Genomic DNA, 14,935 nt, shown 5'->3' on the forward strand with positions numbered 1-14,935 from the left:
CGGGTAGCTCGGGCGCTACCTGGCCGACAGCAGCAGATCGACCGTGCTGTGGTTGGCTAGGCCGCCGAGCGCGCCGAGAGCGCGGAAAGTCAATGTCACGTCGACCACGGTGGGCGCGTCGAGCCGAACGCGGAACACGGTTTCTTGTCGATGCTCCCCGGTCAGCTCGTGGGCCGGCACCTCGAGCTGGAGCCCGTTGACCGGTTCGGACTCGACGACCAACGGACCGGTGACGAAGCCGTCGTTGACGACCGTCACGGCGATCGGGTGCCACTCCCCCGGCGTCAAGGTGCCGATGGGCGCGCCGCTGCGGGCAACGTTCACCCGCGCCTCCGGATTGATCGTCACCGCGATCGGCGCGTCGGTCTCCACCGGTCCGCAGCACCCGATTGCCGGTGCGTGGTGAGTCATCAGTCGACCTCGCATTCCTCGAGCCGCGACAGGTAGACGGCCTGCGCCTCGTCGTACGCCTGCCGCGCCGCGTCCCGCTCGTTCTCGCGGATGAACCCTGACTTCGCTTTCCACAGCTGGTCGACGCAGTCGTGCAGCCACTGCGCGCTGCGGCGCGACGCCCGGACGGGCTGCCCGCCGACCTCGACGAAGACCGGCTGGGTGTGCACGCTGCGCAGGATCCGCAACGCCAGCCAGGATGAGCGTTCCACCGTCACGTCGAAGGCGATCTCCTGCTCGATGCCGTCGGCAACCACTTCCTGGGACGCCACGGCGAAGCCGTTCACCACCAGCTCGACGACGACCGCGCGCGACGTGCCGATCCGGGCGCGCTCGAGATGCCAGCCGACCGGCGCACTGTACGCCGGACGCCCGGCCGGCGGTGGCGGCGGCTGCTCGGGCAGCCAGACGGCCACCGTCGCGCTGACCCGCACCTGCCCGGGCGCGTCCAGCGGATGCTCACGACCGACGTCACCGTCGACCGCCAGGTCGAACACGTGACTGCGGCCGTCACCGAAGTACGACGCTTTCTCGCGGAGTCCGGCGATCCAGGCCTCGATCGCCTGCGGGCCCGACGGCGGATCGGTCAGTCGCACATACGTGCGCCCGACGCCGGGGCCCTCGTCGTAGATGCACGGATAGTCGGTCTCGCCGAGCATCAGCGTGCGGTAGCCGACGCTGAGCAGGTGGTACCAGATGTTCAGTTCGGACGCGGGCGCGAACTCCGCGCCGCACTGGAAGTCGGCGGCACCGAGCGGCACGTCGACGACGATCTCGTTCGAGCCGATGCTCTGGAACGACGGCACGACATAGTTGGGCAGCTCCTCGGTGCCGACCGCCAGACCGAGCCCGCAGTGCGCGTACCCGACCAGCGCGTTCTGTGCCTTGCCCCAACGCATCACCGGCAGGTTCCACGACGGCCAGTCCTCGATCACGGACGTGCCCGGGAAGTCCTGGTCGGAGAGCCCGAGCAGAATCACATGGCCGGAATGGCTGGACGGAAAACCGGAAACCTCGACGTCGTACCGCAGGGCGCTCTCGCCGTCGAGGTCCGTCGGTCTGGGTGCCCACGTCATGCCCTGAGCGGCCTGCATCGCGGGGTACTCGAGGTCGGCCGGCGGGCTGATCGACTCACCGCTGAAGAACTGTTTCTGGTGGTAGTAGCACGGCGCCCAGGTGAGCACGCTGCCGAGCCACAGGCCCTCACCGCGGACGTGCCGGATCATCGTCTCGGGCGTGACGCCTTCGCTGGCGACGTTGTAGTGCGAGCATCCGCCGGCATGGATGTGCGGGTCGCCGGAGTAGTACCCGTGGCTCGCCGGATCGACCCAGCGGTCGAGCGTGATCGGAATGCTGTCCGTTTCCGCGCCGACCTCGGCGTCCAGCAGCACCGACCGGTACTCCGGACCGCGGATCGCGGAAACCCGGTACTTTCCTTCGGGCAGCCGGACCACCTCGCCGGTCGCTCGGTAAACGTGTTCGTGGAAGAACATGTCCGGCGCCAGCCGCATCGCCTTGGACGGGTACGAGCGACCTTGCCCGTCCTGGATGGTGATCGCGGCCATACAACTGCGGCCGTCGGGCTCGCGGATGTCGAGTTGGATCTCGCGCGCCGGGGCGCAGTCGAACTCGAACGAAGCGCCGTACTCACGCAGCTCGAAGCCCGTCCGCTGACCGGCGATCCGCAGCGGCGATCGACTCAGACTCCTGTGGTTGTGCTCGTCTGCCGCGAGCAGCATCACGCCACCCGACCGAACACCGTCGTCGCGGGCGTAAAGGCTGATGACCTTGTACTCGACCTCGAGGCCGGACAGTTCGCCCGGCGCCGCGAGCTTCGCGTTCAGCCATGCGTTCTTGATCCGCGGAACGACGGTCAGCGTGTCGTGCAAGGCGATCCGCGCGGAGTGGCTCTGGTAGTCGATCAGTCCGTACGTGCCGCCGTCCCACGTCGCCAGCTCGGCCTCGATGCGGTGCGGATTCGCCACCCGTACGAGGAAACTCCGCCAGCCGTGCTGGACCAGGCATGGCGGCGCGGCACCGGGCGCGCTCCGCGCCATGCCCTGCTCGTCGATCAACACGTCCACCAGGACGAACGGCCGCAGCAGGGTCTCGAGCTGGCTCCGGCGCTCGGCCTCGCTCAGCGAACTGCTCTCGAGCTTGGACAGTTGGGTGACAGCGTCGGCCGGTAGCGGATCGCCGAGTTCCTGCAGTTTCCGGACGGCGCGGACCGCGGACGCGAACAAGGGCTGCACTGGCGGCTCTGACACCGAGGGACCTCCCTGATGGCGAGTTCCTTCGCGACCCTACTCGGCACCGGCTACCTCAGCACCTCCAATAACGCGGCGACGTCCGCCTGGTCCAGGTCGCGGGCACCGATCAGGGCCTGCATCAACAGACCGTCGAGCGCAGCCACCAGGAGTCTCGCCTTCTGCGGATCCGCCGTGAAGGCGCGGGCGATTTCCGTCAGCGGCTCCAACCACGCCCCGGCCGTCTCCCGCAGATCCGGCCGCCGGGCCGCGAACAGGTACAGCTCGTACAGCGCCAGAGTCCGCCCACGTCGCCGTACGACGCTGTGCTCGATCAGCCTGGCCAGCTCGTCGGCCGGCCGCGCGCCCAGCTCGCTCCCGCGGCCGTGCAGCTCGGCGGCGAGGTCCTCGGCGGCCGCCTGCAGCGCGGCGACCAGCAGGTCGTCCAGTGTCGGAAAGTGATAGGTGATCGACGCAATCGACACGTCGGCCACGGCGGCCACCGCGCGATGACTCACACCTGCGACTCCGTCGCGTTCGATCACGGTCAGCGTCGCCGCGAGCAGCTCGCCGCGGCGCTGCTCACCGCGTGCCCGGCGCCCGTCGACACCCCGCCTGACCTGCACGAACAGCAAACTATCAGGACGTTCGTACGGATTGATTTTGCTGTCCGGAATCGCGGGATCCAGCGTTTTCCGCGACTTAGGCTCGGATCTCGTGGCCCCCTCAGAACTGACGACAGCGATGCGGCGCGCGCTGAGGCGCGCGGACGACGGCAAGACCCTCGACCCGGCGGAGGTGGAGGTGCTGCTCGGCGCGAGCGGTGACGCACTGACCGCGCTGATGGCGACCGCGGCCCGGGTCCGCGACCAGGGCCTGGCCGACGCCGGCCGGCCCGGGATCATCACGTTCTCGAAGAAGGTCTTCATCCCGCTGACCCGGCTGTGCCGGGACCGGTGCCACTACTGCACGTTCGCGACCACACCCGGCCGGGTGCACGCGCCTTACCTGTCTCCTGACGAGGTGCTGGAGATCGCGCGACAGGGTGCGGCACTGGGCTGCAAGGAAGCGCTGTTCACGCTCGGCGACGCCCCCGAGGAGCGGTGGGACGCGGCGCGGACGTGGCTCGACGAGGCCGGGTACGACAGCACGCTCGACTACGTCCGGGCGATGGCGATCCGGGTCCTCGAGGGGACCGGCCTGCTGCCGCACCTGAACCCGGGCGTGATGTCGTGGCAGGACCTGCAGCGGCTGAAGCCGGTCGCGCCGAGCATGGGGATGATGCTGGAGACCACGTCGCGGCGGCTGTTCGAGGAAAAGGGCCAGCCGCACTTCGGGTCGCCGGACAAGGACCCGGCGGTCCGGCTCCGGGTGCTCGAGGACGCCGGGCGTTCGAACGTGCCGTTCACGACCGGGCTGCTGATCGGCATCGGGGAAACGCTGACGGAACGTTCCGACTCGATTTTCGCGCTGCGGAAAATCGCCCGGCAGTACAACGGCATCCAGGAAGTGATCATCCAGGGGTTCCGGGTGAAGCCGGACACCGCGATGCGCAACGACGCCGACGTGCCGCTGGACGAGTGGCTGGCCGCGATCGCCGCCACGCGGATCGTGCTCGGGCCGCGGGTTCGTGTCCAGGCGCCGCCGAACCTGGTCGACCTGGCCGAGTGCCGCGCGCTGCTGGACGCGGGTGTTGACGACTTCGGCGGGGTTTCGCCGCTGACGCCCGACCACGTGAACCCGGAGCGGCCGTGGCCGCAGATCGACGACCTCGCGAAGGTGACCGCCGATGCCGGGTTCGTGCTGCGCGAGCGGCTCACCGCGCATCCGGAGTACCTGCGGGAGCCCTGGCTCGATCCGCGGCTGATCTCGCACGTGGAGGCGCTCGTCGACCCGGCCACCGGCCTGGCGAACGAGAACGCGAAGCCGGCCGGTCTCCCGTGGCAGGAGCCCGACGGCGGCTGGGACAGCGTCGGCCGCACCGACCTGCACACCGCGATCGACACCGAGGGCCGGCGCACGGAGACCCGCTCCGACTTCGACGCCGCCTACGGCGACTGGGACGTCCTCCGCGAACAGGTCGCCGAACGCCGCGCCACCGAAGCGCCGGCAACCACGCCAGGCATCGGCGAGGCACCTGGCTCGACCGCACCCGAGCGGATCGACGCCGATGTGAAGGCGGCCTTGGCCGCCGCTGAGCGTGACCCGGCGGGGCTGTCGGACGCGCAGGCGTTGACGTTGATGACTGTGACCGGGCCGGCGCTGGACCAGCTCGCGCGGATCGCCGACGACTTGCGGAAGGCAACGGTCGGCGACGACGTGACCTACGTGGTGAACCGGAACATCAACTTCACCAACGTCTGCTACACCGGCTGCCGGTTCTGCGCGTTCGCGCAGCGCCGTACCGACGCCGACGCCTACTCGCTGTCGATGGACGAGGTCGGCCAGCGCGCCGAGGAGGCCTGGGTGATCGGCGCGACCGAGGTCTGCATGCAGGGCGGCATCCACCCGGACCTGCCGGGTACGGCGTACGCCGATCTGGTCCGCGCGGTCAAGGACCGGGTACCGGACATGCACGTCCACGCCTACTCGCCGATGGAGATCGTGAACGGCTCGGTTCGGACCGGCCTGTCCATCGAGGAGTTCCTGATCTCGGTGAAGGAGGCCGGGCTGGACAGCATCCCCGGCACCGCGGCCGAGATCCTCGACGACGACGTCCGCTGGATCCTCACCAAGGGAAAGTTGCCGACGGCAAGCTGGATCGAGGTGATCAGCACCGCGCACAAGGTCGGCCTGCCGTCCAGCTCGACGATGATGTACGGCCACGTCGACGCGCCGCACCACTGGGTCCAGCACCTGCGAACGATCGCCGCGGTCCAGGACGAGACCGGCGGCTTCACCGAGTTCGTCCTGCTGCCGTTCATCCACCAGAACTCGCCGATCTACCTGGCCGGCGTGGCGCGGCCCGGCCCGACGTACGACGAGAACCGGGCGGTGCACGCGATGGCGCGGATCATGCTGCACGGCCGGATCGACAACATCCAGTGCTCGTGGGTGAAGCTCGGCGTCGACGGCTGCGTCGCCGTCCTGAACGGCGGCGTCAACGACATCGGCGGCACGCTGATGGAGGAGACCATCAGCCGGATGGCCGGCTCCAAGCACGGCAGCCGCAAGTCGATCGCCGAACTGACCGCGATGGCGACCGCCGCCGGCCGTCCGGCCCGCCAGCGCACCACGACGTACGGTGACGTCCCCGCGCGCCCGGCCACGGAGCTCGAACTCGCCTGACGAGTCACCGGACCGGCGGCGCGTCCCGCCCCAGCAGGGAGTCTTGACAACTGGTTAGTTGTTGCGGCAGGCAACATCTGCACGGAAAGTGAAGGAAGTTTTACTGAGCGTTGCTTACTTCAAAGGCAATGCAAATGTTTGAACCGGAGGATTCCCGGTACGCCGGGCGCCGTGACAACGTTCAGTTGTCGGCGACGGACGGGTCGCCGGCACAAGGTCCAGGTGGTTCCCGCAGCACTCCCGTCCGCGACCGGACTGTACCTCCCCTGCCGGTCACGGAATGAGACGCGGGTCCGCCCTCCTTCGGGCCACTGCCCTCTCGGGGCAACAGCAGGACGCCGGCCGTGTCGGTGGGGTGTTGGTCGCCAGTGAGGTGGCGACCAACACCCGGCACGGTCGGCGTTTCTTTCTGGAGGCTGCCTTGCTGTACCGGTGCTGCTGGGGACCGGTACAGCGGGCAGCTTTCTGTCCTGCTAGGGCCTAGTACGGGTACGTGTCGTCGCGACGCGTCGGGTCCAGGTCCCACAGGGAGAACTGGACGACCTTGTGCGACTCCTCGCCGCCGCCCGGGACCAGCCCGAACGACTCGTACTCCTTCGAGCCCAGCCCGTCGAGGTAGCAGAGCAGCTCGAAGGCCGACTGCGCGTCCTCGATGTCGTCGATGACCTCGTCGTTCTGCGCCTCGTCCGCGCGGCTGCGCACGTACTGCACGAAGGCGTCAGGGTCCGTCACCACGTAGTCGTAGCGCGCCTGGTAGCTGAGCCGCACGCCGTTCTCCGGGACCAGCGGCTCCTCGAGCTCCTCGAGGTCGTCCAGCGGGCTGCCCTCGACGATCTCCCGGTAGTCCGCGGGGTCGTCGAAGTCGTCCGGTCCCAGCGGCAGGTCGTCCAGCTCGTCAGGGTCGTACGAGTCGATCCCGAGGAAGATGTCGCCCCAGCCTCGTTCGTGGACGGCGTCCGCGAGCGCCCGGGCCTGGACCCTGACGTTCTCGATCGCGCCGGTGGCCCGCAGGTCGTGCAGATCCAGAGCGTCAGCCTGCTCCAGGAGCACCCGGGCGAGTTCACGGGCGGCCTCGGCGGCCGAGGCGGGTTCGATCGGCTCACTCATGCTGTGACGGTACAACCATGGGCACCTCCACTGCCGAGCCCGGTACTCCGAACGCGTCGACGAGGTCCACCGCCGCCGGCCGGACGGCCGCGCACAGCTCGTTGACCAGCGCGGTGATCGCCTTCGACCGGCCGGGCGACAGCCGCCCGTGCTCGAGATACCACGCGCGCTCGGTCTCGATCGTGGCCAGCGCGTGCAGGTCGTACAGCTCCTGCAGCCGCGGCCGGATCTCGTCCGGCGCGTTCCGCACCGCGGACTGGAACGCTTCGAGCACGACCCGGTCCACATGGGCGCGACCGGCTGCGATCACGTGGTCCTGGCACCGGTTGAAGACGTCGAACGGCTCGTCGCCCGCATCGATCCCCGCCTTCAACCGCCGTGCCACGCCGGACAGCATGTGCTCCTCCCGGAACCGCAGCAGGCCCGAGTGGTACGCGTCGTCGCGCAGCCCCGCGTCGGGGTCGGCGGCGTCGCTGCGATTCGGTACGGCGTCGCGCAGCCGCTCGATCAACGGTCGCAGCGCTGCCTTCTCCACTGCGATCTCCACGGCCTGCGCGGCGACGAACCGCGCCGTGCCCAACGGGTCCAGCTTGCCGAACGACTCGCGGTAGTCCGTCAGCAGGCCCTTCGCGACCAGCTGCAGCAGGACCGTGTTGTCACCCTCGAAAGTGGTGAACACCTCGGTGTCCGCTTTCAGCGTCGCCAACCGGTTCTCGGCCAGGTAACCCGCGCCGCCGCAGGCCTCCCGGCACATCTGGATCGTCTCGGTCGCATGCCAGGTCCCGAGCGCCTTCGTCCCGGCCGCCTGCGCTTCCAGCGCGCGCCGGTCGTGCTCGTCCCGGTCGTCGCTGAACACCCGGACGAACTCCTCCACCAGCTCGGCCTGCGCGAAGTGCAGCGCAAACGTCCGCGCGAGCAGCGGCAGCAGTCTGCGCTGATGCATCCGGTAGTCGAGCAGGAGCGCCTCCTCGTCGCTCCCCGGTGCGCCGAACTGGCGCCGCTGCGCGGCATACCTGATCGCGATCGTCAGGGCGACCTTGCTCGCGTTGATCGCGGCACCGCCGACCGAGACCCGGCCCTGCACCAACGTGCCGAGCATGGTGAAGAACCGGCGGTCCGGATTCTCGATCGCACTGGTGTAGTTGCCGTCAGCATCGACCTGGGCGTAGCGGTCGAGCAGGGCGTCCCGCGGGACGCGGACCTGGTCGAAGACGATCCGCCCGTTGTCGACGCCGTTCAGCCCGAGCTTCGGACCGCAGTCCGACAACGTCACGCCCGGCAGCGCCGAGCCGTCCGCGCCCCGGATCGGCACCAGCAGGCAGTGCACCCCGTGACTCTGCCCGCCGACGACCAACTGCGCGAACACGGCCGCCATCCGCCCATGGCGCGCCGCGTTGCCGATGTAGTCCTTGCGCGCCGCCGCGGTCGGCGTGTGCACGACGAACTCCTCGGTCGCCTCGTCGTACGTCGCCGTCGTCCCGAGGGCCTGCACGTTCGACCCGTGACCGGTCTCGGTCATCGCGAAGCAGCCGAGCAGCCGCCCGCTGATCGCGTCCGCGAGACAGCGCTCGTGATGCGGCTTCGTCCCGAGGTGCAGGATCGCGCCGGCGAACAGGCCGAACTGCACACCGGCCTTGACCATCAGCGACAGGTCGCCGAAGGCCAGCGTCTCGAAGGCCGCGATGAACCCGCCCAGGTCCGCCTCACCGCCGTACTCCTTCGGGTAGCCGCGCCCGGGCAGCCCGTCCGCGGCCGACTCCAGCAACAGGTCCAGGATCCGGTCCCGGTACTCGTCGCGCGGCAGCCGCACGGCCAGATCACCCAGGTCGGCGTGCGCGGCCAGGCCGGCCCGCACGACGTCCCGCGCCGCTTTGTGCGGCCCGTCCAAGTAGTCCCGCATCGCCGATGTGCTCATGTCCTCTAACTTACGAGGAATCGCCGCTACTTTCCGTCACCGTTCTCCGACTGTGGAAAAGCTGGCATCAATCCGCATCTACGGCGGTACGCTTTCTCTCGTGCCGAATTTGCGGATCAGTGAGGCAGCCGCGCTCTTGGGCGTCAGCGACGACACGGTGCGACGCTGGATCGAGCAGGGCCGGTTGGCGTCGAAACAGGTGAACGGGCGGATGGCCGTCGACGGGCAGGCGCTGGCCGCGTTCGCCCAGCAGCTGGCCGACTCCCCGGAGCCGGGTCACACGGCCGCGGCCTCGGCGCGGAACCGGATGCGGGGCATCGTCACCCGGGTCCTCAAGGACGGCGTGATGGCCCAGGTCGAGATGCAGGCCGGGCCCTTCCGCGTCGTCTCGCTGATGAGTCGTGAGGCCGCCGACGAGCTCGGCCTGGAGCCCGGCGTGGTGGCCGTCGCCTCGATCAAGTCCACCCATGTCGTCGTCGAGATCCCGGAGGCCTGATGGTCGGCCGTACCGCGTTCGCAGTCCTCGCCGCGATCGCCGCGCTCACCCTGGCCGGGTGCGGCGACGACAGCCCCGCCGCGTCGTCATCGTCGGGCAGCTCGGGGAGGCCGACGGTGTCCGGGACCGTCGAGGTGTTCGCCGCCGCTTCACTGACCGGGACGTTCACCCAGCTCGGCAAGGACTTCGAGGCCGCGCACCCCGGCGTGAAGGTGCACTTCAACTTCGCCGGCAGCTCGGCGCTCGCGAAGCAGATCAACGAGGGCGCACCCGCGGACGTCTTCGCTTCGGCGGCGCCGAAGAACATGGACGACGTGAAGGACAAGGGCACGCCGACCACCTTCGTGAAGAACACGCTGGAGATCGCCGTGCCGAAGGGCAACCCGGGCAGGATCACCGGGATCAAGGACTTCGCCGACAAGGACAAGAAGATCGCGATCTGCGCCGCGCAGGTCCCGTGCGGAGCGGCTGCCGAGAAGGTGTTCGAGGCCGTCGGGATCACCGCACAGCCCGACAGCCTCGAGCAGGACGTGAAGGCGGCGCTCACCAAGGTCGGTCTCGGCGAGGTCGACGCGGCACTCGTCTACAAGACTGACGTCTTGTCCGCCAAGGACAAGGTCGAGGGCATCGAGTTCCCGGAGTCGGCCAAAGCCGTCAACGAGTACCCCATCGCCACGTTGTCCGAGGCTCCGAACCCGGACGGAGCCAAGGCGTTCGTGGAGTACGTGCTGTCCGACAAAGGCGAGGCGGTGCTGACCGCGGCGGGCTTCGACGCGCCATGAGTCGTCGGAGCAGGAGTACGAGCGGGCGCGTCCCTCTCGTGCTGTTGCTGCCTGCACTGCTCGGGTTGGCGTTCCTGGTCGTTCCGTTGATCGGGCTGCTCGCCAAAGCCCCCTGGTCGACGCTGCCGGGGCAGCTGTTCAGCGCTGAGGTGTGGCAGGCGCTGAGGCTGTCGTTGGTCTGCGCGACTGCCGCAACTGTTGTGTGCTTGCTGCTGGGCGTCCCGCTCGCATGGCTGCTTGCTCGTGGCGGACTGCCCGGCCGCAGCGTGATCCGGGCGTTCGTGACGGTTCCACTGGTGCTGCCGCCGGTTGTCGGCGGTATTGCGCTGCTGCTGGTGCTCGGGCGACGCGGTCTGATCGGCCAGCACCTCGATGCCTGGTTCGGTATCTCGTTGCCGTTCACGACCGCCGGTGTGGTCGTCGCCGAGGCATTCGTGGCCATGCCGTTCCTGGTGATCTCCGTCGAAGGCGCCCTGCGTGCCGCCGACCCGCGATACGAGGAGGCAGCCGCAACACTCGGTGCTGGACGGTGGACCACCTTCAGGCGCGTCACGCTTCCTTCGATCGCACCAGGGATCGTTGCCGGCACGGTTCTGTGCTGGGCGCGCGCACTGGGCGAGTTCGGCGCGACCATCACGTTCGCGGGCAACTTCCCCGGCCGTACGACCACCATGCCGCTGGCCGTGTACCTGGCGCTGGAGACAGACCCTGACGTGGCCGTCGTACTGAGTCTCGTGCTCCTGCTCGTTTCTGTCGTCGTACTGGCTTCTCTTCGCGAGCGCTGGATCGGTGGGCTCCGGTGACCCTGTACGCCGACCTAAGGGTGAGCCGCGGCTCCTTCGGTCTCGCACTGGACCTGACGGTCGAGCCGGGCGAGGTCGTCGCCCTGCTCGGGCCCAACGGCGCCGGCAAGACCACAGCACTGCGTGCGATCGCCGGACTGCTCGCGCTGGACAGCGGACGTATCGCCCTGGACTTCACAGTGTGGGACGAGCCGCCGAGCACCTTTCGTACGCCGGACCGCCGGCCGATCGGCGTCGTGTTCCAGGACTACCTGCTCTTCAACCATCTCAGCTGCTTGGAGAACGTGGCCTTCGGGCTGCGCGCCCGCGGTGTCGAGAAACAGACCGCCCGAGTGGAGGCTGCGCGTTGGCTCGAGACGGTCGGCCTGTCGCAGTACGCCCGTACTCGTCCCCGCGCGCTGTCCGGCGGGCAGGCCCAGCGGGTCGCCCTGGCGCGAGCACTGGCCACGGACCCCGAACTCCTTCTGCTCGACGAACCACTCGCCGCGCTGGACGCCAGCACGACGCTGCACGTCCGAGCCGAGCTCGGTCAGCATCTGAGGCGCTTCGAAGGGCGCACGCTGCTCGTGACGCACGACCCGCTGGACGCCATGGTCCTGGCCGACCGCCTGATCATCATCGAGAACGGTCAGGTCGTCCAGGAAGGCAAACCCACCGAGGTCGCCCATCGGCCGCGCACCGACTACGTAGCTCAACTGGTCGGCCTCAACCTCTACCGCGGCAACGCATCCGGCACCACAGTCACCCTCACCGAGGGCGGCACCATCACCCTCGCCGAACCAGCCACCGGTCCGGTGCACGTGGCCTTCCCGCCCGCAGCCGTCAGCCTCTACCCCGAGCCCCCGTCCGGCAGCCCCCGCAACACCTGGCCCGCCGTCGTCACCGGCATCGAGCAGCACGCCCACACCGTCCGCGTCCGCCTGAACGCAGCCCCCGCCGGCCCCGCCGACCTCCTCGCCGACATCACCACAGCCGCCGTCGCCGACCTCCACCTAACCCCCGGCCAACTCCTCCACACCACCCTCAAAGCCACCGAGGTCCACACCTACCCGGTGTGAGCACGAGGCATCAGGCTGGAAGTTACGGGCCGTGACGGGGTTGTCGTGGATTGACATGGTGTTACGGGGCGATTCACGCTCACGGCGCGCGGTACTGTAACGAAGAGTGTTTACTTACTCACTCGTAGTGTGTGGGTTCTTCACACGAGAGTGATGACATCGTGCACTACGCCGACCCTGCTCCGGGCGCCCAAGATGTGGCGGGCACCAACGGAAAGGGGGGGTCGGACAGTCATGCACGAGAGCTACGAGTTCTACTGCCTTGCGGATCGGCGGTTCTACGAGACGCCGGCCAACCGTGGTGCCCAGCATCCGGATTTCGCGATCACGCAGCGGCCGGAGCCAGGCGGGTGGCGGCACGTGCCGGGCGAGCAGTGGATGCACTACGCGCCGGAGCATCTCCAGCTGCCCCCGCAGGGCTGGAAGGTTCACGTGTCGGCGCGGCTCCAGGACGTCGAGCGGACGCTCGACGCCGTGTGGGAGTACTGCGTCCCGCACGGCATCGCGTTCAAGTACCTGCGCAACGAGGCCGTCCTGGTGATGGTCAACTCCAAGGCCGCCCCCCGCGGGTCGAGCGGCAAGCTGGTGACGATCTACCCGACCGACGAGGCCCAGCTCGAGCTCGTGCTGAAGGAGCTGAACGAGGTCCTCCAGGGCGTCGAAGGGCCTTACATCCTGAGCGATCTGCGCTACGCCGACGGCCCGCTGTTCGTGCGGTACGGCGCCTTCGTCAGCAGGCACTGCCTGTCGCCGACCGGCGAGCGCGTGCTCGCGATCGAGGACGCCAACGGCACCCTCGTGCCGGACCACCGCGGCCCGACCTTCGTCACGCCGCCCTGGGTCCAGCTGCCGGACTTCCTGCAGCCGCATCTCGACGCGCGCAACGCGGTCACCACCAACGACCTCGCATACACGATCGACGGCGTGATCCAGTTCTCCAACGGCGGCGGCGTGTATCTCGGCCACCACAACGAGACCGGCGACCGCGTCGTCCTCAAGGAGGGCCGTCCGCACGCCGGGCTCGACATGTCCGGGCGGGACGCGGTCGCGCGGATCGCCCACGAGCGCGACATCCTCGAGCAGCTCGCCGGCCTGGACGCCGTGCCGAGGACGCACGACTACCTCCAGCTCGGCGACCATCACTTCCTCGTGCAGGAGCACATCGACTCGGTGTCACTGCAACGCGAGCTGGTCCGGCGGTATCCGCTGACGCACCCGGACGCGACCGAGGCCGACAAGGCCGGGTACGCCGAATGGGCGACCGCGATGATCGCGAAGGTCGGCGAGGCCGTGGGGCAGCTGCACGAGCGCGGTGTCGTGTTCTGCGACCTGCACCCGGACAACCTGCTGCTCGACGTGAACGGCAAGCTCACGCTGATCGACTTCGAGGTCGCGACCAGGGCCGAGGACCGCGCCCGCTCGACGCTCGCCCATCCCGGGTACGCCGCTCCGCAGGACCGGCAAGGCGTCGACGTCGACCGGTATGCCTTGGCCTGTATCGCGCTCGGCGTCTTCGCGCCGCAGGCGACGATCCTGCTGAATCTCCATCCTGGTAAGGCGTTCCAGCTCGCGGACATGATCGCCGAGACATTCCCCGTGGCGCGCGACACGCTCGACGACGCGGTGCGTACGATCGTCGGCGCCCACGCGACCGACGAGCTCGACGGCATCGCACTGCCCGGCCGGGCAGGCTGGACCGGCGTACGTCAGGCGCTCACCAAGGCGATCGTCGCGAGCGCGACACCGGAGCGCACCGACCGGCTGTTCCCCGGCGACATCGCGCAGTTCCGCGACGGCGGCGGCATCGACCTCGCGACCGGCGCGGCCGGCGTCCTGTATGCGCTGGCCAAGACCGGAGCCGGCCGTTTCCCGGAGTACGACGACTGGCTGCGCAAGCAAGCCGTCAGCACCGCGACGGGGCCCGGTCTGTACGACGGTCTGCACGGCGTCGCCCATGTCCTCGACGAGCTCGGCTACCGGCAGGACGCGCTGGACCTGGTCGACCGCACTCTCGCCGACGACTGGAGTTCCCGCGAGCTCGGGCTGCACTCCGGCCTCGCCGGCATCGGCCTGAACCTGCTGCACTTCGACACCGAGCCGGCGCTCCGGGCGAAGGCGGTCCGGGTCCTCGATCTGGTTGCCGACCGGCTGGACACTGACGTACCGGAGATCAGCGGTGGGCAGCACGCACGTGCCGGGCTGATGTACGGATCGTCCGGCCCGGCGCTGCTGTTCCTGAATGCTTTCGAGCAACTCGGCGACACCGGTCTGCTCGACCTCGCGGAGATTGCGATCCGGCAGGACCTGAAGCGCACCGTGCTCACCGAGGACGGGATGCGCCAGGTGAACCAGGGCTGGCGGACCCTGCCCTACCTGGAAGAGGGATCCGTCGGCATCGCGCTCGTCCTCGAGCGCTACCTGCGCCACCGTCCATCCGACGAGCTGGGCGCGCAACTGCAGGAGCTCAAGCGGGTCACGCACTGCGACTACTACGTCCAGCCAGGGCTGTTCATGGGCCGCGCCGGCATTCTCCTCGCCGCCGCTGCCCTGGGCGACCAGGTCGACGACCTGGCGCACGGTCTCGGCTGGCACGCGATGCCGTTCGAGGGCGGTCTCGCGTTCCCGGGCAACCAGTTGCTCCGTCTCTCGATGGACCTGGCGACCGGATCGGCCGGCGTCCTGCTGGCCCTGGGCACGGCGCTGCACGACGCGCCGGTGTCCCTCCCGTTCCTCGGACCTCCCCAGTGGTCCGAGTCCCCATCCCCACGAACCGCACCGAAGGAGGTGTAA

General features: G+C 69.2%; 11 protein-coding genes. 6 read left to right on the forward strand and 5 right to left on the reverse strand.

Annotated elements, in window-relative coordinates:
- Nucleotides 1–15: 15 nt before the first annotated feature.
- The 3 genes from ABZX12_RS19480 to ABZX12_RS19490 are packed head-to-tail and all read right to left on the reverse strand — an operon-like array spanning nt 16 to nt 3,322.
- Nucleotides 16–411, reverse strand: coding sequence for a hypothetical protein (locus ABZX12_RS19480; protein WP_355694863.1), 396 nt, complete (start codon nt 409–411; stop codon nt 16–18).
- On the reverse strand, nt 411–2,717 hold the full coding sequence (locus ABZX12_RS19485) for a CehA/McbA family metallohydrolase (protein ID WP_355694865.1): 2,307 nt from the start codon (nt 2,715–2,717) through the stop codon (nt 411–413). Before ABZX12_RS19485 ends, ABZX12_RS19480 begins: the two co-directional genes overlap by 1 nt.
- Before the next feature lie 50 nt (nt 2,718–2,767).
- Nucleotides 2,768–3,322, reverse strand: a complete 555-nt coding sequence (locus ABZX12_RS19490) for a TetR family transcriptional regulator (protein ID WP_355694867.1) — start codon at nt 3,320–3,322, stop codon at nt 2,768–2,770.
- Between the two features lie 118 nt (nt 3,323–3,440).
- Here ABZX12_RS19490 and ABZX12_RS19495 point away from each other — a divergent pair, with 118 nt between their 5' ends.
- Nucleotides 3,441–5,984: a bifunctional FO biosynthesis protein CofGH gene (locus ABZX12_RS19495; RefSeq protein WP_355695448.1), complete on the forward strand. Its 2,544-nt coding sequence runs from the start codon at nt 3,441–3,443 to the stop codon at nt 5,982–5,984.
- A gap of 480 nt (nt 5,985–6,464) precedes the next feature.
- On the opposite strand, the gene ABZX12_RS19500 is transcribed toward ABZX12_RS19495, so the two are convergent.
- Together ABZX12_RS19500 and ABZX12_RS19505 are read right to left on the reverse strand one after the other, a co-directional pair.
- Nucleotides 6,465–7,091 carry a hypothetical protein gene (locus ABZX12_RS19500; protein ID WP_355694869.1) on the reverse strand — a complete coding sequence of 209 codons (627 nt, stop codon included), beginning with the start codon at nt 7,089–7,091 and terminating at the stop codon, nt 6,465–6,467.
- On the reverse strand, nt 7,084–9,006 hold the full coding sequence (locus ABZX12_RS19505; protein ID WP_355694870.1) for an acyl-CoA dehydrogenase: 1,923 nt from the start codon (nt 9,004–9,006) through the stop codon (nt 7,084–7,086). The genes ABZX12_RS19500 and ABZX12_RS19505 overlap by 8 nt, the downstream gene beginning before the upstream one ends.
- Nucleotides 9,007–9,106: 100 nt before the next feature.
- Between ABZX12_RS19505 and ABZX12_RS19510 the strand changes: the two genes are divergently transcribed.
- The 5 genes from ABZX12_RS19510 (at nt 9,107) to lanKC (ending at nt 14,935) form a co-directional block, all read left to right on the forward strand.
- Entirely contained in the window at nt 9,107–9,502 is a 396-nt protein-coding gene (locus ABZX12_RS19510) for a TOBE domain-containing protein (RefSeq protein ID WP_355694872.1), read from the forward strand.
- Nucleotides 9,502–10,284 carry a molybdate ABC transporter substrate-binding protein gene (gene modA, locus ABZX12_RS19515; RefSeq protein WP_355694874.1) on the forward strand — a complete coding sequence of 261 codons (783 nt, stop codon included), beginning with the start codon at nt 9,502–9,504 and terminating at the stop codon, nt 10,282–10,284. Before ABZX12_RS19510 ends, modA begins: the two co-directional genes overlap by 1 nt.
- The gene (gene modB, locus ABZX12_RS19520; RefSeq protein WP_355694876.1) at nt 10,281–11,087 is read left to right on the forward strand and encodes a molybdate ABC transporter permease subunit; all 807 of its coding nucleotides are present in this window, start codon (nt 10,281–10,283) and stop codon (nt 11,085–11,087) included. Before modA ends, modB begins: the two co-directional genes overlap by 4 nt.
- A complete protein-coding gene (locus tag ABZX12_RS19525) occupies nt 11,084–12,145 on the forward strand; it encodes an ABC transporter ATP-binding protein (RefSeq protein WP_355694878.1) in 1,062 nt (353 codons plus the stop codon). Before modB ends, ABZX12_RS19525 begins: the two co-directional genes overlap by 4 nt.
- 234 nt (nt 12,146–12,379) lie before the next feature.
- Nucleotides 12,380–14,935, forward strand: a complete 2,556-nt coding sequence (gene lanKC / locus ABZX12_RS19530) for a class III lanthionine synthetase LanKC (RefSeq protein WP_355694880.1) — start codon at nt 12,380–12,382, stop codon at nt 14,933–14,935.

This window comes from Kribbella sp. NPDC003505 (genome assembly GCF_040610875.1).
In the GTDB taxonomy this organism is placed as follows: Bacteria; Actinomycetota; Actinomycetes; order Propionibacteriales; family Kribbellaceae; genus Kribbella.

What these genes read in the sequence shown, in the direction of transcription:
- modB (WP_355694876.1), top strand. Translation starts at nt 10,281, where the DNA reads ATGAGTCGTCGGAGCAGGAGTACGAGCGGGCGCGTCCCTCTCGTGCTG.
- modA (WP_355694874.1), top strand. Translation starts at nt 9,502, where the DNA reads ATGGTCGGCCGTACCGCGTTCGCAGTCCTCGCCGCGATCGCCGCGCTC.
- ABZX12_RS19505 (WP_355694870.1), bottom strand. Translation starts at nt 9,006, where the DNA reads ATGAGCACATCGGCGATGCGGGACTACTTGGACGGGCCGCACAAAGCG.
- ABZX12_RS19500 (WP_355694869.1), bottom strand. Translation starts at nt 7,091, where the DNA reads ATGAGTGAGCCGATCGAACCCGCCTCGGCCGCCGAGGCCGCCCGTGAA.
- ABZX12_RS19495 (WP_355695448.1), top strand. Translation starts at nt 3,441, where the DNA reads ATGCGGCGCGCGCTGAGGCGCGCGGACGACGGCAAGACCCTCGACCCG.
- ABZX12_RS19480 (WP_355694863.1), bottom strand. Translation starts at nt 411, where the DNA reads ATGACTCACCACGCACCGGCAATCGGGTGCTGCGGACCGGTGGAGACC.
- lanKC (WP_355694880.1), top strand. Translation starts at nt 12,380, where the DNA reads ATGCACGAGAGCTACGAGTTCTACTGCCTTGCGGATCGGCGGTTCTAC.